At 68.2% G+C, this 20,330-nt stretch carries 12 protein-coding genes and 2 pseudogenes; 3 read left to right on the forward strand and 11 right to left on the reverse strand.

What is annotated here, in order from left to right:
* The first annotated feature begins 132 nt into the window (after window positions 1–132).
* Window positions 133–1,296, forward strand: coding sequence for an amidohydrolase family protein (locus tag IPP98_00815; protein ID MBL0177654.1), 1,164 nt, complete (start codon window positions 133–135; stop codon window positions 1,294–1,296).
* Window positions 1,297–1,413: 117 nt separating this feature from the next.
* Complete coding sequence (locus IPP98_00820; GenBank protein MBL0177655.1) at window positions 1,414–3,108, forward strand: sodium:solute symporter; 1,695 nt, start codon at window positions 1,414–1,416, stop codon at window positions 3,106–3,108.
* A gap of 4 nt (window positions 3,109–3,112) precedes the next feature.
* Here IPP98_00820 and IPP98_00825 read toward each other — a convergent pair whose 3' ends face one another.
* The 6 genes and pseudogenes from IPP98_00825 to IPP98_00850 form a co-directional block, all read right to left on the reverse strand.
* A complete protein-coding gene (locus IPP98_00825) occupies window positions 3,113–4,900 on the reverse strand; it encodes a DUF3536 domain-containing protein (protein ID MBL0177656.1) in 1,788 nt (595 codons plus the stop codon).
* 41 nt (window positions 4,901–4,941) lie between these two features.
* Window positions 4,942–5,265: pseudogene (locus IPP98_00830) on the reverse strand (DUF1957 domain-containing protein).
* An 18-nt stretch (window positions 5,266–5,283) separates the two neighbouring features.
* Window positions 5,284–6,465 (reverse strand): annotated as a pseudogene (locus IPP98_00835) (hypothetical protein).
* Complete coding sequence (locus IPP98_00840; protein MBL0177657.1) at window positions 6,462–7,958, reverse strand: glycogen synthase; 1,497 nt, start codon at window positions 7,956–7,958, stop codon at window positions 6,462–6,464. Before IPP98_00840 ends, IPP98_00835 begins: the two are co-directional and overlap by 4 nt.
* Window positions 7,959–7,962: 4 nt before the next feature.
* Window positions 7,963–10,065: an alpha-glucan family phosphorylase gene (gene glgP, locus IPP98_00845; GenBank protein MBL0177658.1), complete on the reverse strand. Its 2,103-nt coding sequence runs from the start codon at window positions 10,063–10,065 to the stop codon at window positions 7,963–7,965.
* A 147-nt stretch (window positions 10,066–10,212) separates the two neighbouring features.
* The gene (locus tag IPP98_00850; GenBank protein ID MBL0177659.1) at window positions 10,213–12,903 is read right to left on the reverse strand and encodes a S9 family peptidase; all 2,691 of its coding nucleotides are present in this window, start codon (window positions 12,901–12,903) and stop codon (window positions 10,213–10,215) included.
* A 204-nt stretch (window positions 12,904–13,107) separates the two neighbouring features.
* Here IPP98_00850 and IPP98_00855 point away from each other — a divergent pair, with 204 nt between their 5' ends.
* Window positions 13,108–13,257, forward strand: coding sequence for a lmo0937 family membrane protein (locus tag IPP98_00855; protein MBL0177660.1), 150 nt, complete (start codon window positions 13,108–13,110; stop codon window positions 13,255–13,257).
* Between the two features lie 88 nt (window positions 13,258–13,345).
* Here the strand turns inward: IPP98_00855 and IPP98_00860 are convergent, their stop codons facing one another.
* From IPP98_00860 to IPP98_00880, 5 genes are read right to left on the reverse strand one after another with little or no spacing between them, the layout of a single operon-like run.
* Window positions 13,346–14,386 carry a WD40 repeat domain-containing protein gene (locus IPP98_00860; protein ID MBL0177661.1) on the reverse strand — a complete coding sequence of 347 codons (1,041 nt, stop codon included), beginning with the start codon at window positions 14,384–14,386 and terminating at the stop codon, window positions 13,346–13,348.
* Window positions 14,383–14,835, reverse strand: a complete 453-nt coding sequence (locus IPP98_00865) for a PepSY domain-containing protein (protein MBL0177662.1) — start codon at window positions 14,833–14,835, stop codon at window positions 14,383–14,385. The genes IPP98_00860 and IPP98_00865 overlap by 4 nt, the downstream gene beginning before the upstream one ends.
* Complete coding sequence (locus IPP98_00870; GenBank protein ID MBL0177663.1) at window positions 14,832–17,948, reverse strand: efflux RND transporter permease subunit; 3,117 nt, start codon at window positions 17,946–17,948, stop codon at window positions 14,832–14,834. The genes IPP98_00865 and IPP98_00870 overlap by 4 nt, the downstream gene beginning before the upstream one ends.
* Window positions 17,949–17,951: 3 nt before the next feature.
* Window positions 17,952–19,061, reverse strand: coding sequence for an efflux RND transporter periplasmic adaptor subunit (locus tag IPP98_00875; protein MBL0177664.1), 1,110 nt, complete (start codon window positions 19,059–19,061; stop codon window positions 17,952–17,954).
* Window positions 19,058–20,278: a TolC family protein gene (locus tag IPP98_00880; protein ID MBL0177665.1), complete on the reverse strand. Its 1,221-nt coding sequence runs from the start codon at window positions 20,276–20,278 to the stop codon at window positions 19,058–19,060. Before IPP98_00880 ends, IPP98_00875 begins: the two co-directional genes overlap by 4 nt.
* Window positions 20,279–20,330: the final 52 nt, after the last annotated feature.

The raw sequence follows: 20,330 nt of genomic DNA on the forward strand, positions 1-20,330 counted from the left end.
CAGCGGCTGGACATGAAGGAACAATACGCAGGGATCCGGGGGGCGGTGTCATCCCGGCCGCCGAACCCCGCCTTGGCCTCCCGACCGGGACGGTTCCGGGCTATCCTCAAGGCCTCACCCTGAGGATCCCCCATGCGCCTATCCCGTCGATTTGCCCTTGCCGCTCTGACTCTTGCGGCCGCCCCGCTCTTCGCCCAGGAGCCGGTCAAGCCGGCGGGGCAGGCGGAGATCCGGCCCGGCCAGTTTCGCGCGCCGGAGTTTCCGGCGCCCTCGATTCTCGACTATCTCCCGCGCAACACCCTCGTGGTGCCGACGCACATGGTGCCGCGCGCCAAGTATCCGGTCGTCGACCTCCACGGCCACCCGCCGACACTGGTGCTGCCGGAGGTCATCAATGGCGTGGTGCGCTCGCTCGATTCGCTGAATGTGCGGGTGATGATCAACGCCTCGGGCTCCTCGGGTACGCGACTCACGCAACAGATCGCCGGCGTGAAGGCGGCAGGGCAGGCGGAGCGATTCGGCTTCTTCACCGCGCTCAACTTGCGCGACGTCGGGCCGGGCTCCGGCGCGATCATCGCCGCGCAGCTCGAGGCCGATGTGAAGGCAGGCGCCGTCGGCCTGGGCGAGATCGGGAAGCAATTCGGTGTGTCGACCCGCAAGCGCGACGGGACTCGTCTGCAGATTGACGACCCGGAGCTCGATCCGGTCTGGGAAATGGCCGCCAAGCTCAAGATTCCGGTCTTCATTCACGTCGCCGACCCGGCGGAGTTCTGGTCGCCGCTCGACTTCCACAACGAGCGCTGGCTGGAGCTCGCGCTCTTTCCGGACCGCCGCTATCAGGACCGCAGCCGCTTCCCCGATTTCGAGACCTTGATGGGCGAGCGCGACCGGCTCTTCGCCAGGCACCCCAAGACGACCTTCGTGATCGCCCACCTCGGCTGGCACGCCCAGGACCTGGCGCGGCTCGGCAAGCTGTTCGATCGCTTCCCGAACCTGCATTCGGAAATCGGGGCGGTGCTCTATGACCTGGGACGGCAGCCGCGCGCCGCACACGCCTTCTTCGTGAAGTACCAGGATCGGATCCTCTTCGGGAAGGATGCGTTCTACCCCGAGGAGTACCCGTATTACTGGCGCGTCCTCGAGACCGAGGACGAGTACTTCGACTATTACCGCGGCTACCACGCCTTCTGGAAGATGTACGGCATGGGATTGCCCGACACGGTGCTGCAGAAGCTCTACTTCCGGAACGCGCTCCGCATCATTCCCGGCATGCCGCACACCGGATTTCCGAAGTGAGTGCGGCCGGCACCTCGCGCTTCCGGCGCACGGCGGGGCAGGTCCTCCTGGTGCAGCTGGTGACGCTGCTTCTGCTCTGGTGGCTGCAACAGCACTTCACTTCCTGAGGCGCGCCCCATGCATCCGCTGAACTGGGCGATCATCATCGGCTACCTCATCTACGTGATCTGGGATGGCCTGCGCCGCTCGAAGAACACCACCAACATCGAGGGCTACTTTCTCGCCAATCGCTCGCTGCCGTGGTGGGCCGTGGGACTCTCGGTCATGGCGACGCAGCTCTCCGCCGTGACGATGATCGGCACGACGGGGCAGGGCGCCACCGACGGCATGCGCTTCGTGCAGTTCTACTTCGGCCTGCCGCTGGCGATGGTGATCCTCGGCGTGACGCTGGTGCCGTTCCTCCACGGCGCCAAGGTCTTCACGGCGTACGAGTATCTGGAGAAGCGGTTCGACGCCAAGACGCGCTCGCTCACCGCCTTTCTCTTCCTGCTCTCGCGCGGGATGTCGTGCGGCACCATCATCGCCGCACCCGCCGTGGTCTTCTCGGCGATCTTCGGCTGGAACATCGCCTGGTGCGTGGCGTTGATCGGCATTCCGACGGTGATCTACACCATGTTCGGCGGCGTGCAGGCGGTGACCTGGGCCGACGTGAAGCAGATGGTGCTGATCGTCTTCGCACTGGTCGCGATGGTGATCGTGCTCCTCGTCAAGATGCCGGTCTCGCCGGGCGACGCCTTCGAGCTGGCCGGCGCCACGGGACGGCTCCGCGTCTTCGACTTCTCGTGGGACCTGACCAAGACCTACACCTTCTGGTCCGGCATCCTCGGTGGCACCTTCCTGATGCTCTCCTACTTCGGGACCGATCAGTCGCAGGTGCAGCGCTACCTGACCGCCAAGTCGGTGGACGATGCGCGCACCTCGCTGCTGATGAGCGCCTACTGGAAGATTCCGTTGCAGGCCCTGGTCCTCATCATCGGCGTCCTGATCTGGGTGTTCAACCTCTTCTTCACACCACCGCTCCTGGTGAATCCCGCCGCGGAACGCCAGGTCCAGGCGGCGCGTCCGGCCGAATTCCAGACACTGCAACAGCGCTATCTCGATGCGACCGACGCTCGGCGCAGCGACGCCCGGCTCGCGGTCGCCGGCGATCAGGGCATCGGCGCGGACCGGACCCTTCCCGATCGGGCGGCCTTCGTGGCGTCCGAGGCGAAGGTGAACGCCATCCGCGGCGAGGCGCTCGCACTGGTGACCGAAGTGACGGGTGAACCATCCAGGGACGTCAACTACATCGTCCCCTACTTCGTGCTCCACTGGCTGCCGCTCGGCCTGGCCGGGCTCTTCATCGCGGGCGTCATGGCCGCAGCGATGTCGAGCATCGCCGCGGAACTGAACTCGCTCTCGACCGCGACAGTGATCGACTTCTATCGCCGGTGGTGGCGTCCCGAGGGGAGCGAGGCCGAGCTGCTTCGCGTCTCGAAGATCTCCACCGGCCTCTGGGGGATCTTCGCCTGTGTGGTGGCGTCGTACGCCGCCAATCTCGGCTCGTTGATCGAGGTGGTGAACCGCTTCGGCTCCTTCTTCTACGGCTCGATCCTTGGCGTCTTCATCCTCGCGATGCTGCCGCGCACCAGCGGACCCGGTGCGTTCTTCGGCTTGCTCGCGGGGATGGGCGCGGTCGCGTCGGTGTCGTTCGGCATGCCCGAGGTGTCGTTCCTCTGGCACAATGTGGTGGGGGCGGTGTCGGTCGTGGTGGTGGGGTCGCTGATCTCGCTGGTGGTGACGCGCCGACCGGCGGAGCCGCAGCTCGGATGAGCCGCTAGAGGGCGATCAGCAGCCGCGCGGCGAGTGTGTCGCGCGCCGGGGACCCCGGCAATGCGGTCAGCGCCTCGAACGCCGCAATCCGGGACGACTCCGGGAGCTCGACCTCCGCCAGATCATGGAGGTCGAGCACGGCGTGCACCACGACCCCGGCGTCGTCGAGCCCATCCCGGGCCACCAGCGCCCAGGCACCGGCGAACGCGGCGGTCAGCGCCGCGGGCAAGGGCAAGAGCCCGTCGCCGAGCGCATCGCGTGCCGCCGGTCCGAGCGTCGCGTCGAACACCATCGGATGGGCGGCCTGCGCCAGCAGCACTCTCACCGGGCGAGGCACGCACGCAATCGGCACGACTTCGGCCGCCACTTCCGGCGCGTCCACCCGACGCACATGCATCCGGAGCGGCACCACCCCGTGAATGACCGACTCGGCGCGCCAACGGACTTCTTCGTCGGTTCGCACCTGACGGAGGACGATGTCGTCGCCCTCCAGGCGGAAAGTGTGCACCGGGAGGACCAGGTCGTCGAGCGCATCGGGGGTCACGTCGCGGAGGGCCGCAATGCCGGCGGCGAGGCGGGCCGGCCCGTGCGCGTCCACCTTGACATCCCGTTGCCAGATGGTGATCCCGTCGCCCTTGGTGGGGTCGTTGCTCCGGGCCTGGCCGAGCGTGGCAAGCAGCGTGGCCTCCGCGGCGGGCTGCGCCGTCGGCGGGAGCCACTCGATGGCGCGCGCGGCATGCCGCATCACGATCGGTGGCTCGATGCGGGCAATGTCGTCGAAGAACCAGCCGCAGGAGGTGAACATCGCCAGCGCGTGCCGCTCCGCCTCGAGCAAGCGCTTCGCCGCGCTCGGCAGCTCGCTGACTCCATCGAGTTCCGGTCCGGCGAGGTCGCGGGTGGTCCACGGATCGCCATGACCCTCGGGCCAGGCTCCCTCGACGACCGCGTGGACCGTCTCTGCCAGTTGCTGCAACCCGAGCCGGAGTGGTGTGCGCCACGCCTGCGACGTGTTGCCATCCATCCGGCAGCCGCAGTCGCCCTGCCAGCGTCCGAGGGCGTGCGGGCAACTCCAGGCCGTCCGCTCGACCAGGACGACGTCCTGCGCCGGCGAATGCGCGGCGAGGAGCGCACCGAAGTTGGTCATCCGCGTGGCGGGGTCCTGGTCGACCTGGTCGATCAGCGCCGCGAGGGCAAGATCGCCGCTGCGGTGGTGATGCCCGAAGGTCTCGCCATCGGTGGCCACCGAGGTAATGGTGGGGCCGTCGTCGGCCATCGGCATGGCCGCGATTCGGGCGTGCCACCCGGTCGTGTCACGGAGCACGTCGCTGAAGGCGATGTCGTGCGCGAGCGCGCCGTCATAGCAGAAGATGGCCAGCTCGTGCGCGCCGCTGCGCCACCGTCCCGGACGACCGTGCGGCGGGGGTGACGTAACCTGATGCGGCGAGAGGACGGTGAAGCGAATCCCCTCCTGTGCCAGGACCTCGAGCGTCTCGCTGTCGACAGCGGTCTCGGGAAGCCACATCCCTTCCGGGTCGCGGCCGAAGCGGCGACGGAAGTCGCGGATCCCCCAGCGGACCTCGGTGACCTTGTCACGGCGCGACGCGAGCGGCAGAATGACGTGATGGTAGGGCTGGGCGATCGCGTTGCCGACACCGAGGCGGGCGAGCGAGGCGCGGTCGCCGTCGACGATGGCGGCGCCGACGTCGGGGGCGTGCCAATCGAACCAACGGAAGAGCGTCGGACCGACGTCGAACGAACACCACGCATAGGCGTTGACGGTGCGTCGGAGCAACCCCTGCGGCGTGAGCACGCGGGCGGCGGCGAGCGGCGCATTACCGGCAACAGCTCGGCGAGCGCATCGCAGTGTTCGACGAAGCGCTTGGTGGCGTAGTCACCGGCCGCGCCGGTCGAGATGATGAACTGCCAGTCGGACGATTGCGCCAGGAGCAGTTCGCGCGCGGCCTGTTCCAGCACCGGCCAGAGCCCGGGATCGTCGAGTGCCTGCGGCACCGCATCCCAGAAGCGTTCCTCGAGCGGCCAGAGCATCTCCCAGGTCCAATTCGTCTGCGGGCCGATCCACATCGAGAAGTCGCCGTTGGCACCCCACGATCCCGGCCCGAGGCGAATCGTGGTGTTCGGCGGCGACTCGTCGAGCATCGCGCCGGCGCTCAGCGCGCGGATGCGGGTGCCGTGCGCCAGTTCGCCGAACAGTGCTTCGAGGAAGTCGACGCCCTCGAACCACCAGTGGCCGAAGAGCTCCGTGTCGAACGGTGCGACAATCGCGCGATCGCCCCGGCGGGCAGCCTGACTCACCGCCTCGAGCAACGAGGCGAAGTGCCTGGCATGGAGCCCGGCGGCGAGGCGCGCCTGATCGGGGTGATACGGCCCTTTCTCGGCGAGATCGGCCTTGGTATCCGTCACACTCCAGAGCTTGAGCCCACCGGGATAGCGGATCTTGTGGAACTCGAGGTAGCGGCCGTCGCCCGGGTAGCCGCCGTGGCGGCTCCACACCTGTTCGGTCGTGCGCGGGTCGCGCACCAGGACGTGCAACGGGCGGCCGCGCACGGGGGTGCCGAGCTGGTAGGCCCGATACGGCGAGCGCGGGCCGCCCAGCCGAGGCTTGGTCGTGCCGCCGCCATAGAGTTCCGACGCTTCGCCGGCCTCGGCCAGATGCGCGTCGACATAAAACCAGCGGAACCCTGCAAAGCGGAGGTGGTCCTCGATGCCTCGGCGCACCGGCACCGCGCGCGCCGACGGAAGCGGCTGCCACGGCCCGCGCGGGCGATAGGCACACTCGGGCACCCAGCAGCCGTGCGGGAGTTCGCCGAAGTGCCGCTGATGCTCCGCACGGCCCACCAGGAGCTGGAAGCGAATCGATTCGTCGCGCCCGAGCAGCGGGAGGAAGCCGTGCGTGGCCGCGGACGAGATCAGCTCGAGGCGTCCCGCCTCCGCATGGCGTCGGAACTCGCCAATCAGGTCGCGGTCGATGGACTCCCAGAGGCGCTGCAGGCCGCGCAGGTGCTGCTCCCACCAGGGGACCACGTCGAGCAGATCGAGGTCCCCGGTGTCGCGCAGCGACTCGGGGGCTTCGGCCAGTGTCTCGAAGCGATGCGCGAAGTAGGTGTCGAGTTCCTCGCGGAACGACGGATGCGCCAACTGCGCCGCCAGGATCGGCGTGATGCCGAGCGTGATCGGCGCGGCGATCCCCTCCGCCTCCAATCGACGGAGTGCGCCGACGAGGGGGAGGTAGGTATCGAGCGCGGCCTCACAGATCCAGTCGCTGCCATGGGGCCAGCGACCGTGATGCAGCACCCACGGCAGGTGGGAGTGCAGCGTGAGGACGAAGCCGAGGCTCATCCCGAGCGACCGGCCCGGTGGGCGATCGCGCTGGTGTAGATCGAGAGGTACTTCTCGGCCACGCGATCCCAGCCGAAGTCGCGGGCCATCGCCTCGCGTTGCATCGCCTGCCAGGCGCGGTGATCGCGCTGCTCCGTGAGCGCGCGCCAGATGCCGCCCACCACGGCCCGATCCTCGTAGGCGTCGAAGAGGAAGCCCGTCACCCCATCGTCGATGGTGTCGGCGAGGCCGCCGACGCGCCGCGCCACCGGAATCGTGCCGTAGCGCTGTGCGCGCATCTGCGTCAATCCGCACGGCTCGTACTGCGACGGCATCAGGAAGAGATCGGCGCCGGCCATCAACACATGTTCGAGCTCGTCGGAGAATCTCCCCTCCACGCCGATGCGATGCGGCATCGCGGTCCGCAGTTGCTGCATCGCCGTCTCGTAGCGCGCTTCACCGCTGCCGAGGAAGACGAATTGTGCCGCCGTCTGGAAGAGGGCGTGGTTCCGCACGACGATGTCGAGTCCCTTCTGTGTCACCATCCGCCCGGCCAGCGCGATCACGGGGATGAAGGGATTCTCGGGGAGCCCGAAGCGGCGCTGCATGTCGGTCTTGCAGGCGCGCTTGCCGGCGAGATCGTCAGTCGAATACCGCGCCGCGAGATGGCGATCGGTGCGCGGGTCCCACGCGTCCACGTCGATGCCGTTCAGCACTCCGGTGAAGCGATCACCCATCGCCTGATAGACGCCCTGGAGGCCGAAGCCGCCCTCGGGGGTCCGCAGCTCGACGGCGTGTGCCGGTGACACCGTGGTCGCCATGTCGGCGTGGGTCAGGCCACCCTTCAGCAGATTGACCTTGCCGTACCACTCGAGCGCGTCCGGGTTGAACAGCGACCACGGCAGTCCGAGCTCCGGCATCACCTCGGCCGGAAAGTGCCCCTGGTACCCGCCGTTGTGGACGGAGAGTACCACCGGGATGCGATCGAACCATGGGTCGCCGCCAAACCAGCGGCGCAGATAGACCGCGGCGAGCGAGGCGTGCCAGTCGTGCGCATGGAGCACGACCGGGCCGTCCGTGAGGCGCGGGAGCGCCGCCACCGCCGCCGCCGCGAAGGCGGCGAAGCGTCGATGATTGTCGGGGTAGTCGCTCCCGCCCTCGCCGTAGATTCCGGCGCGATCGAAGAATCCATCGTGCTGGATGAAGTACGTCGGCGTTTCGGAGGCGGGGTCGTGATCGCGCCAAAGCCGAAAGCGTTCCTGCCGCCCGCCGAAATCGAGCGTGTAGGGCTCGCCCACCTGCTCCATCGCGTGGAGGTGCTGGTGCGCCACGCGGTAGAGCGGGAGGATCGCCGCGGTCTCGAGTCCGCGCCGTGCCTGATAGCGGTGCAGTCCCCACGCCGCCTCGGCCAAGCCACCGGTGCGCGCGTACGGGTAGTACTCGGCGCTCAGGTGGACCAGCATCGGCGGGGTCCCCTCGATCGGGGGCAGCTCGAGCAGCGGCAGCGTGGTCATGCGATCATCCGAGTGGCGGGTCGTCGGGGAAGGGGTCCCCTCGGAGGATCGGCGCATAGTAGTTGGTGGCGTAGTCCTGCAGCATCCGGCGCGCCGAGAATCGGCGCCCGGCCACCTGGATCGCCGACTTCATCCGCTGGACCCAGCCACGGGGCACTCCGCGATCGTCGCGATCGTAGTAGAGCGGCACGACCTCCTCGGTCAGCAGCCGATACAGCTGTTCCGCGTCGGCGAGATCGGCATCGTCGCCTTCCGCAGCCTTGGGGATCGCCCAGCCGTTTCGCCCGGTGTAGCCCTCTTCCCACCACCCGTCGAGCGTGCTGAGCTGCGGCACGCCGTTGAGGGCGGCCTTCATCCCGCTGGTGCCCGAGGCCTCGAGCGGGACGCGTGGGACGTTGAGCCAGAGGTCGACGCCCTGCACCAGCACGTGGGCCAGGTGCATGTCGTACCCCTCGAGGAAGGCGACGCGCCCTTCGAACATCGGGTCGCGCGCGAAGTGGTAGAGCTCCTGCAGCACTTCCTTCCCCGGCGTGTCCTGCGGGTGCGCCTTGCCGGCGATCACCAGCTGCACGGGCCGCCGCTTGTCAGTCAGCAGCGCCTTCAGCCGCTCGATGTCGCGGAAGAGGAGGTTGGCGCGCTTGTAGGTCGCGAAGCGTCGGGCAAAGCCGATCGTGAAGGCATGCGGATCGAGCAACGTGCCGGCCGCCACGACCTGCGCGGCCTCGTGCCAGTTGCCGGTCCAGCGCCGACGCGCCTCCTCGCGGATGTAGCGGAGCAGCGAGCCCTTCAACTCCTCGTGCGTATGCCACAGTTCGCGCGCGTCCAGGCCGAGGACGGCGTCCCAGGTCTCCGCCTCATCGAGCCGCTCGCTCCAGTCCGGGGCGAGGTGGATGTCGAGGAGCCGCAACATCGGGTTGGCCATCCACGTGGCGAGGTGCACGCCGTTGGTGACGGCGCCGATCGGCACCTCGTCGACCGGACGGTCACCCCAGAGGTCGCCCCACAACTCGCGCGACACGACGCCATGCCGCTGCGCCACGCCGTTCACGTGACCGGCGAGGCGGATGGCCAGGACCGTCATCTGGAACTGCCCCGGTTCGCGCGCGGGATGGACGCCGAGTCGCGGCACCCGCTCGACGTCGGCACCGAAGTCGTTGAGGAAGCCCATTCCCATGCAGGAGAGGACCTGTCCGACCTCAAAGGCATCGTGACCGGCAGGCACCGGGGTGTGGGTGGTGAAGATCGAGGTGGCGCGGACGGCCTTGGCGGCATCATCGAAGGAGACGCCGTCGAGGATCTGCTCGCGCACGCGCTCGAGGAGCATGAACGCGGCGTGACCTTCGTTGGCATGCCACGCACCCGGCGTGATGCCGAGGGCGCGCAGCACGCGGACACCGCCGACGCCAAGGATCCACTCCTGGCGCAGCCGCATCGGCAGGCCGCCGGCATAGAGCTTCGAGGTCAGCTCGCGATCGTCCGGGTGGTTCGCCTCGAGGTCGGTATCGAGGAGGTAGAGCACCGTCCGTCCCGCCGAGATCGTCCAGGCGCGGACGTGGATCGGCCGACCGAAGGTCTCGAGCACGGTGAGCCATGGCGAGCCGTCCGGCGCGGTGACCGGGACCAGCGGCGTGGTGTCCGGATTGACGGCGTCGTCGCTGTCTTCCTGCCAGCCGTCGGGGCGGATGCGCTGGTCGAAGTACCCCTTGGTATAGAAGAGGCCGATGCCGACGAGTGGGATGGCCAGATCGGAGGCCGTCTTGCAATGGTCGCCCGCGAGGACGCCGAGACCGCCCGAGTAGATCGGCACCGAAGCATGGAGGCCGAACTCGGCGCAGAAATAGGCGACGGGTCGCGAGCTGTCGAGCCCCGGATACTGCTCGAGGAACCATCCCGCGGGGGCCGACCGCTCGACGGCGAGCCACTCCATCACCTCGTCGTAGTGCGCGCAGAAATCGGCGTCGCGTGCCAGCGCTTCCAGGCGCTCGGGTGGCGCCTTCTGGAGCACGATGATCGGGTTGTGGTGCGAGTCGCGCCAGACCGCATCGTCGATCCGTCGGAAGAGCGCACGGGCCGAGCGGTGCCAGCTCCAGGCAAGATTGGTGGCCAACGCAGCGAGCCCCTCCAGACGGGGGGGCAGGGCGGGGATTTTGCTTCGAAGGGGTGTCATATCAGGGGAAAGAGGCGAAAGACGGCACGGGGCGCAAGGTCCTCCTTGCGCCCCGTGCCGTCTTCGCCCGGAAAGGCGCGTCCCGACTCACTCTTCGTCGGTCGCGATCTTCTTTTTCTCTTCAGCGGGCTTGTTGGCGTTCTTGACGTACTTGTCCAGCCAGGCCACCCAGCGGCCCCACTGGTCGAGCACGGTCTCCTTGGCGATCGGACCGTGATCCTCGTACGGGTACATGTAGAGCGACACCGTCTTCCCGAGCCCCTGCAGTGCGTGGTAGAGGCGGGTCGAGTTGATCGGGTCGGTGCCGACGTTCTGGTCGTCCGTCGAGTGGTAGAGCAGCAGTGCCCCGTTCAGCTGGTCGGCATAGAGGAACGGCGACATCTCGAGGTAGGTGGTGCGCCCCTGCCAGAGGTCGCGCTGCTCGCTCTGGAAACCGTTCGGGGTGAGGGTCCGATTGTACGCACCGTCACCCGCGATGCCCGCCTTGAAGAACGGCGTGTGCACCATCGCGTTGACGGTCGAGAACGCGCCGTAGGAGTGTCCGCCGATGCCGAGGCGCTGGCGGTCGATATAGCCGAGGGAGTCGAGCGCATCGATCGTTGCGGCGAGGTCGTTGCGCAGGTCGGCGACGTAGTTGTCGTTCGGCAACTGGCCATCCGAGGCAAAGATCGGCGCATCCGGCTCGATCACGGCGTAGCCCACCGTCGTGAGGAAGGCGAGCGAGCGAGCCCCGAAGGTCGGGAAGCGCGTCGGTGGGTCACCGGCGGCGGCGGTGCCGCGGTTGTAGGCCTCCTGCGTGGCATACTCCGACGGGTAGAACCAGAACATCGCCGGAAGCCGCGTCCCCTCCTTCCAGTCGGCCGGGAGCGTGACCTTCACGCGGAAGGTGTAGCCATCGGCACGGCGGGCGATCACCGTCTTCTTGATCGTGTTGCGAATCTCCGGCATCAGCTCGTCGTTCTTGGTGAGCTGCTTCGCCTCCTTGGTCGCCAGCGTGAGGAGATACGACTGCGGCACCGCGGTCGGCGACTCGCGCTGGATGATGGCGGTGGCAAAGTCATCGTCGAGCGGTGCGGAGATGGTCTCGATCAGGTCGCCCTTCCCTTCATACAGTCGCGTGCGCGTGCCCGTGGCAAGCTCGACGCGGTCGACCCACGGCCGTGCAATCTTGGTGGTGGAGTCAGTCGTGCTGCCCTGCACGAACACCGACTTCCGGTCGGTGGAGAGCATCACCACCGGGGCGCCGTGGCTGCCGGCGCGGGTCACGATGCTCGCCCCGCCCGCCCCACCGCGGCCACCGGGCGCACCACCCGCGCCACGCCCACCAGCCGCGTTGGCCGTGTCACCCGCGGCGCGTGGCGCCGGCGTCACCAAGGCGACCTTGCGATTGCTGTCGGTCAGGAAGACGGCGTACTCGAAGGTGCCGCGCGTCGCCGTCTCGGTGGTGAAGAGGATGCTGCCATCCTCCGAGAACCGGGCGTTCGCGATCCGATTGTCGGTCTGGTACACCAGCGTGGCCGTGGTCGAGTCAAACGGCGGCAGCCAGTGCATCAACCGGTCGGGCCGCGTCGCGGCAGCGCCGTTCGTGCCGCGCCCACTCGCGGGCGTCGGCGCCCCGGTCGTGTCGCCGGCTGCACGCGGCGGGCGGGTCGGTGCCCTGAGCTGCTGCACGTACAGCATCCCCGGCTTGAAGGGGTGCCACGCGAGGTTGCGCTTGGCGGTGTCGGCGGCGCCGGCGGCCGGAGGACCCGCAGGGCGGTTCGCGGTGCTGTCGCCGAGTTGGTTCTCGCGCAGGGGCCGATTGCTGAGTTCCCGCACGAGCTTCCCGGTTCCGTCGAGGATCACCTCCCGCGATCCGAACGATGAGACCGGGAGCACGTACGAGAACGGCTTTTCCTGATAGCTGATCCGGAAGAACTTCGCGTCGGGCGAGGCATCAAGCGTCCGGATCATCCCCGGCGCGCCGATCTTCGTTGCCACCCGGCTCTTCACATCGATGACCGCCAGTTGCCCCACGCTGTAGTACTCGACCAGCGTCTTGTCGTAGCTGTTCTCGAGCAGGTCCGCGTACGTCCGGGTCTTCAACTTGGCCCCTTCGTTGACGCGAATCATCGGCTCCGTCGCCACCGGCGGCGCCTTCGGTTCGGCCGTGCGTCCGTCCGGCAGCAGCACCGCCACGATCGACTTCCCATCGGCCGTCCACTCGAAGGTCGTGACGTGCGTCGCGAGCAGCGGCGTCTTCGTCAGCGGGCGCGACCGGCCGGTGGCAGCGTCGGCCAGGTAGATGTGCGTGGCATCCTCGAACAGGGCGAGGAAGGCGATCGTCGACCCGTCGGGCGACCATGCCGTTGTGCCGACCCGTGCTCCCGCCGGGATCTGCACCCGGATCGTAGCGCCACTGGTGCGGTCGTACAGCTCGATGCCGGCGCGGCTGCCGGTCGTCATGCTCCGGCTGCGGTTGCCGCGGATGTCGACCTGGAAGCCACCGAGATTGTGATAGGGCTTCCCCATCAGCGCGAGCGTCGGCATCCCGTCGCTCACCGAGCGCACGAACCATCGCCGCGTCACTGGGCTTGGGCTCGCGTAGCTCACCGCATTCTCGCGCGGCGCCGTGACGAGTCGCGCCACCTCGGGCGGAGGCGTCACGTAGCGTTCGGCGACGATCGTCGAGTCGGCCCAGTTCTTCGGTCCGGTCGGCACCGGCTTGGCGTTTTGTGCCGAAAGCGTGGAGGTCGAGCAGAGGCCGATGGCCACAGCAGACAGCAGGGAGCGACGCATGCGTGGGACTCCAGGTAGATCGGAGGATGGAGCGAGGGTCGGGGGAAGGTACCGCCTGAACCCGGAGGAGGGAACCGGGTCGTGTGTCCGCGCGGAGCCCAATCGCGTCCCCTGAGGAAGCGCGGGCACGGTCCGGTGTCCGCCGCGGTCATCGATCGGTGGCGCTCAGCACTGAGTGCGCCGAGCCCTATGGAGGAACGACACATGCTGCAAACCGTCGCTATTGTCCTGATCGTGCTCTGGGCCCTGGGTATGGGTACCGGCTACGCGCTGGGTGGGTTGATCCATATCCTGTTGGTCATCGCGCTGATTTCGCTGATTCTTCGGTTCGCGTCGGGGCGGAAGGTCGTCTAGCGAGAAGCCAGAAGCGAGAAGCGCGAAGCGAGAAGCGTGGCCTGGCGGACAGATCTCCCCGCTGGGCCACGCTTCGCGCTTCTCGCCCCTACTTCACACCCACCACGATCAGCCACGCACCGATCATCGGTCCACGTGGTGCCCGGCCACCCGTCGGCGGCGCGGTGCCGGCGACGGGCACGGGGGCGGGTCCATACTCCGGGGTGAAGACGTACGCCACGTGGCGTGTGGCATCAACGGCCACGGTCTTGGCGCCCCGCATCGTCGGCACCGTCGCGATCACGCGATACTTGTCCGCGCTTTCCTGATGTACCACCGTCAGGGTGCCGTCCCCTCCGGCAGGGATGTAGATCAACTGCTGGGTCGGATCCCAGCCGAGTGCGTCCACGCCGTCTCCGTTGGCGATCTGCGCCACCACCTTGCCGCGCTTCGCGTCGGTGACGACCGAGGTGCCACTGCACCCCGAAAAGATGCGATCATGCGCCCGATCATAGGCGATGCCGGTGGGGCCATCGCACGGGGCGATCGGCCACGAGGCCTGCACCTGCATCGTCTTGCCGTCGAGTACCTGCATGGTGTTGGTGCCCTCGTTGTTCACGAAGAGGCGACCCTTGCCGTCGCTCGCCGCGCCTTCGGGCGCGGTATCCTCGAGGTTGGCCGTGCCGACGATCTCGCCGGTGGTGGCGTTGATAGCCGTGGCCGTGCCGATCGGTCGCGAATGGTTGGTGAGGATGATCCGGTCGGTGCCGTCGTCATACATGATGCCGTCGAGGCCACCGGTGTGGGTGGCAATCTTCTTGATCACGGCCAGGGTGCCGAGGTCGAACATCGTGACCGTTGAGTCGCCGGCGTTGGTGGTGAAGCCGTGGTGCGAGCCCGGGGCGAAGGCGATGCCGTGGACGCGCGGCGTGTCGAGGATGTCACCGACCACCTTGCCCGTGGCCCCATCCACCACCATCACGTGCGTGCTGCGCGAGATGAAGACGCGGCCGGTCGCCACCTCGACATTCAGATAGTCGGTGCCACCATCGCCACCGATGTTGTACTTCGCGAGCACCTGCGGCTGTTGGGCGACGACGCCCGTGGCACTGGCCACGAGGGCGATCGCCGCGAGGGAGAAGCGCTTCATGGCGTCTTCACCCCGGCCGCCGCGGCCTTGGCGTCCTCTGCGGCTTCCTTCTTCTCATCGGCCGGCGTCTCGTGCTCGTGCGAGACCATCGCACCGGTCGTGGCATCGATCTGGACTTCCTCGACGCCCTCCTTGCCCGTCACCGTGATGTCGTACGAATAGATCAGCTTGCCCCCCTCGCGTTCGAGCTCGTACTTCTGGACGGCGCCGCCGGGGACTTCCTTGAGCGCGGTCGCGCGGGCATCGGCCTCGGTGACCGTGGCTTCGCGCAGGTACACCGCGAGAGAATCCGCCTCGGCGGCCGAATTGGCCGGCGTGGCGGCGACTTCGGACGTTTCCGGGCCCTCGTCGCCCTCGTCGCCCTTTTCGGACTTATCGCACGCCGTGAGGGAGAGGCCGGTGGCCAGGATCATGGCGAGGGCAATACGGGGAAAGCGGGCGGTGATCATGGAGCACTCCGTGTGATGGTATGCGCTCGGCCACGAATGGCGACGAGCAGGGTGGGTACGACGTACAGGGTGATCGGGGTCGACAGCGCCAGGCCGCCGATCACGGCCAGCGCGAGGGGCTTCTGCATTTCACTCCCGGCGCCGAGGCCGAGGGCAAGCGGCAGCAGCCCGAACAGGGTACAGAGCGTCGTCATGAGAATCGGGCGGAGCCGAATCCTGCCGGCCTCGGTGAGGGCGGTCTCGAGGTCGATGCCGGCTTCCGCCATGCGTCGGTGGGTGAAGTCAAGCAGGATGATCCCGTTCTTCACGATCAATCCCACGAGCAGGATCAGTCCCATGAAGGACGAGACGTTGAGCGGCGTGCCGGTGATCTCGAGTAGCGCCAGCGCGCCCACGAAGGAGATTGGCGCGGCCAGCAGCACCACGAACGGTTCGGTAAAGGAGCGGAACTGAACCACCATCACGGCCACGACACTCAGGGCCGCCATGGCGAGCACCATCACGAGCGAACGGAAGGCCGCCTGCTGCGAGGCATACTGCCCCGCCAGTTCCATGCGGATACCCTGCGTCGGAGGAATCTCGGCCACGACGCGCTTGACATCCTTCATGACATCGCCGAGCGAGCGGCCGGAGATGTCCGAGGTCATGTCGATTATCTGTTGCTGGTTTTGCCGCAAGAGTTCGGCCCGCGTTTCCACGGGGGTGAACGACGCGAAGGCGGCGAGCGCGGTGGCCGAGGCGCCAGCGCTGCTCAGCACCGGCAGCGAACCGAGGCGGCTTTCCTCAAAGCGCACGGAGTCAGGCGCGCGCACCCGGACGCCGATCGAACGGTCATCGAGCCGGACAATCCCCGCTGGTCGGCCGAGCAGCGCCCCGGCGACCTGCGCGCTGATGGCCTCCGGAGTGAGCCCGGCCCGGTCGGCCTTGGCGGCGTCGATGTGCATCGCCAGCTCCTCGCTCGGCTCGCTGATGCCGTCGTACAGGTCCTCGATGCCATCGATGGTACCGATGCCGACCGCCAGCCGTTGAGCGTAGGCTTCGAGCGAGTCGAGGTCGGGGCCGAACAATCGGATCTCCACCGGCCTGGCGCCGCCGGCCAGATCCCCGATCACGTCCGCAAGAATCTGGACGAACTCGATACGGACTCGTGGTACCGCGGCATTGATGCGGGTCCGGATATCGTCGATGATCTCCTCCGACGTCCGCGTCCGCTTCCCCGGAGCCGTGAGACGAACGGCGATGTCGCCGCGATTCAGCTGCGTCGCGAACAGGCCCATCTCGGCACCGGTCCGGCGCGAGCTGCCGACCACTTCAGGCGTCTCGGCCAGAATCTGCTCGATGATGCGCAGTTGCCGGTCGGTTTCCGAGAGCGCCGTGCCGCCCGGTGTCCAATAGTCGAGGACGAAGGCCCCTTCGTCCATTTCCGGGAGGAATCCGGTGCCGATCACCCGATAGACCATCACGCCCGTCACCACCAGTCCTGCCGCAATCAGTGCCGCCATCCGGGGATGATGCAGGACCGCGTGCAGCGATTGGGCATATCGCACCGACAGCGCGTCAATCCGTCGTTCCAGTCCGGCCAGCAGGCCACGGTGTGAGGCCGGCTCATCCGTGTCGGTGTCGGCCACGGTGAGGTACTGCGCACTGAGCAACGGAATCAGGGACAGCGCCAGCACGAGCGAGACGAGCACGGCGATCGTCAGCGTCGCCGAGAGGGTCCGGAAGAATTGTCCCTCGACGCCGGTCAGCAGGCCGAGCGGGAGGAACACGACGACCGTGGTGATGGTCGAGGTGGTCACCGGCCAGATCAGCTCCGAGACGGCCTCGCGCACGGCGCGCGTCCGATCCGGTGTCAGCCGCAGATGTCGGACGATGTTCTCGGTGACCACCACCGCGTCGTCGATCACCAGGCCGATCGCGATGGCCATCGCCCCGAGCGTCATCAGATTGAACGTCTGCCCCGCGAGCGCCATGATGGCCACGGTGATCGCCAGGGTCAGCGGAATCGACGACGCACTGATCGCCGTGATGCGGGCATGCCGAAGGAAGAGGAGCAGGACGATCACGGCGAGGGCGGCACCGATCAGCATCGCATCGCGCACCGTCGCCATCGCATCGCGGACCAGCGCGGCCTGATCGTAGGTCGCCTTGAGATGGACACCCGGCGGGAGCGTCGCGGCGAGTGATTGGGCCAGCACTGCAATGCTGTCGGCGATGCCGACCGTGTTCCCACCGATCTGCCGCGTGATGTTGAGCAGTGCCGCCGGGTGGCCGTCGCCGGAAATCTCCCGGACGTGGTCCTCGGTCCCCGGCAGCACGGTGGCCAAGTCGCGCACCCGGAGGCCACGTCCAACCACGAGGTTCGCGATGTCCTCGGCGGCATGGGCCTCGGTGGCCGAGACGATGAGGTACTGACGGTAGTTGGAGGGGACGCGTCCCACGGCAGTGACCGTGGTGGCCGCGCGGATCGCGGTCGCGAGGTCCTCATAGGTCATCCCTTGAGCCACAAGGCGCGCCGGGTCGGCGATGACCTCGATCTCTCGGATATCGCTCCCCATGACGTCCACGCGCGCCACGCCGGGAACCCGTGAAATGAGGGGACGGATCTGGTACCGGGCGATGTCATACAGCGTGGCGGGATCACCGCCCTCGAGGTTGTACGAGAGGATCGGGAAGATCGAGGGCGTCATCCGTTCCATCTGGATGTCGAGCCCCATCGGCAGGTCGCCCGCGACCTGATTGACGCTTGCCTGCACCAGCTGCAACGCGTACTGCATGTCGGTGCCGGGGGCGAAGGTGATCGTGGTCTCGCTGCCGCCACGGATCGATCGCGACTGCACCCGCGTCACCCCGAGCACCACACTCACCGCTTCCTCGATCGGCCGGGTGACATCGAACAGCATCTGGCGCGGCCCGAGCGCACTCCCTTCCGCCACGACGGTAATGCGCTCAAAGGTGAGTTCGGGGTAGATCGCCGACGGGAGGGTGGTGGCGGACCAGATTCCCACGAAGGAGACCAGCGTGACCACCAGATAGATGAAGCGTCGCTGCGCCGTCAGCAACGCGAAGAGCGATCCGTGCCCTGGCTGATCCGGAGGCGTGGGAGTGCTCACTGGCTACGCCCCGCCCTTCGCGGAATCCGCCACGGGCTTCGTGCCGGGCAGCACGATGGTGGCGCTGTCGGTCACCCCGTAGGCCCCGTACGTCACCACGCGCTCGCCGGCCGTGAGGCCGCGGGTGACCTCCACCGTGCCATCGTGGCGGCCGCCCACCGTGACATCACGGGCCACGGCCATGCCGCTCGCGTCGACCACGAAGACCTTGTAGCCATCCCCCTCCGGCACCAGGGCCTCGGCGGGCACCATGAGGGCATGTGGCCGTACGGCGAGCACCACGTTGGCATAGAACGTCTCACCGATCCGGAGGCCTCGGCTGGTCTGGCCAGCCCGCGCTCGAACGGCCACGGAATGCGTCTGGGCATCGACGACCCCGGCGATGTCGACCACGGTGGCCTCGCCGAGCACTTCGCCTCCGGAGGCCGACCCGGCATGCAGCATGACCTTCGCCCCGACATGCACCCGGGCGGCGTCGTGCGCCGAGAGGGCCAGGACGACGTCGACCACGCTCGGGTCGGCGATCTCGACGAGCGCCTGGGAGGGGTCCACCGATGCACCCAGGGTGGCGTTCATCTGGGTCACCACCCCGCTGATCGGCGCGCGCAGTGAGGTCAGGTCGGCGGTGCGCCGTGCCGTGGCGAGGGCGGCCTTCGCCTGAGCGAGGGCGGCGGCGGCCTGCTCCTGTTCCCGACGCGCCGCGATCCCGTACGTCACCATGCGCTCGGCCCGGTCGAACGCTTGCTGCGCCGCAAGTGCGGCTGCCTCGGCGCTGCGGGCGTCGGCGTCGATGGTGAGCTTCTCGAACTCGACCAGCACCTGACCCCGTACGACGCGTTCGCCGGCCGAGACGGCCACCGCCGTGACCCGCGTCGCGATTGGGGCACTCAGCACGGCACGATGGCCGATCCGCGGCTCGACCACCCCGATCGCACCCACCGTCTCGGTAAAGTCGCCCTCGACCACGAGCTCCGTCCGCGCCCCGACCACCGCGGACACCTCCGCTGTGGCTGCGCCGTCGGATTCCTTCGCGCAGGAGGCCACCACCAAGAGGAGCACGACGACGACGGCGCCGTGGGCAGGTCGTCGGGGGTACGACATGAGCTGACTCATGGAGTGGATCCGGAAGTGGGCGTGGTGAGGAGGGCGTGCAGGGTCGCCGAGGCGATCAGTGCGCTGGCCACATCATCGATGTACTGCCCAAGGACATCGCGGGAATTCCGCTGGGCTTCGATCACGCTGGTGAGCGGGGCCGCCCCTTCGCGATACGCCGCGAGCGACATCGTGGCCACCCGCTCGGCGCTCGTGACCAGAATCCGGTCGCGGGCCACTCGACCCAGCGCGCCGGCGGCTTCGCGCTGGGCACGGGCGATCTCGGCGCGGCTGGCGTTGCGGGTCAGCGACAGCTCCGCTTCGGCACGTTCGCGCTCCGCCTTCGCGATGGCGATCGGACCACGATTCCGATTGAACAGTGGCAGTGGCAGGGAGATGCCGATCACGGGGAGCAGTCCGCCGGTCGGGCTGGTCGGATCCCCGGTGTCGAAGCCGACGACCAGTCCCGGCAGGAAGAATCTGCTGCGATGCTCCAGTCGCAGTGCCAGGTCGGCGGCATCGAGGGCGGCCGTGGCGCGCAGGACCGGGAGGGGGCTCGAGCCGGCGGCAGGGCTCGCGATCGTGCCCGGTGCGGCGAGCGTGTCGGCCAGCACGATCCGGACCTCGTTGCCGGCGGTGCCGATGAGGAGTTGCAGGTCGAGGAGCGCCGAGGTCAGGGTGAGGGAATCACCGGCCGCAAGGTTCGCTTGCTGGCCGGCATTCACGGTGGCCAGCTCCACATCAAAGTCACTCACATCACCGGCGTCGCGCCGCACCACCGCGATGCGCCGAAGCGAATCGGCCGCCTCCGCGTTGCGGCGTGACAGCGCCACCTTCGCCTGGGCCGCGAGGGCGCGGGTGTAGGTCGTGTCGGCATCGAGGGCGAGGAGCGCCCGGTCGAAGGTGAAGCGATATCGAGCCGCCACCCGGGACGCCTCGGCCGACTGCACTCGCAAGCCGCGGAGGGTGAGGAAGTCGAGCGGGAACGAGGCGGTCACGTGGTACGACGGCACGTCCTTCGTGTACGTGGCGCTGAGCACCGGGTCGGGAAGCGCGCTGGCCGCCAGCAGTTGGGCACTCGCGAGGGCCGTGTCAGCGCGTGTGATCGCCGCGCGCGGCCCCCGTTCCATGGCGGCCGCGATCGCATCGGACCGGGTGAGCGGGGCGGACTGCTGGGCGCCGGACGCGGCGAAGGGAACGAGGACCGCGGCAATCAGGAATCGAATGGTGGTGTGCATGGCCCCCGGGTGCCGCGTAAGAAGCCTGCAGGGTACCCGGTAACACCTGTCG

It is taken from the genome of Gemmatimonadota bacterium, from assembly GCA_016720805.1.
GTDB lineage: Bacteria > Gemmatimonadota > Gemmatimonadetes > Gemmatimonadales > GWC2-71-9 > Palsa-1233.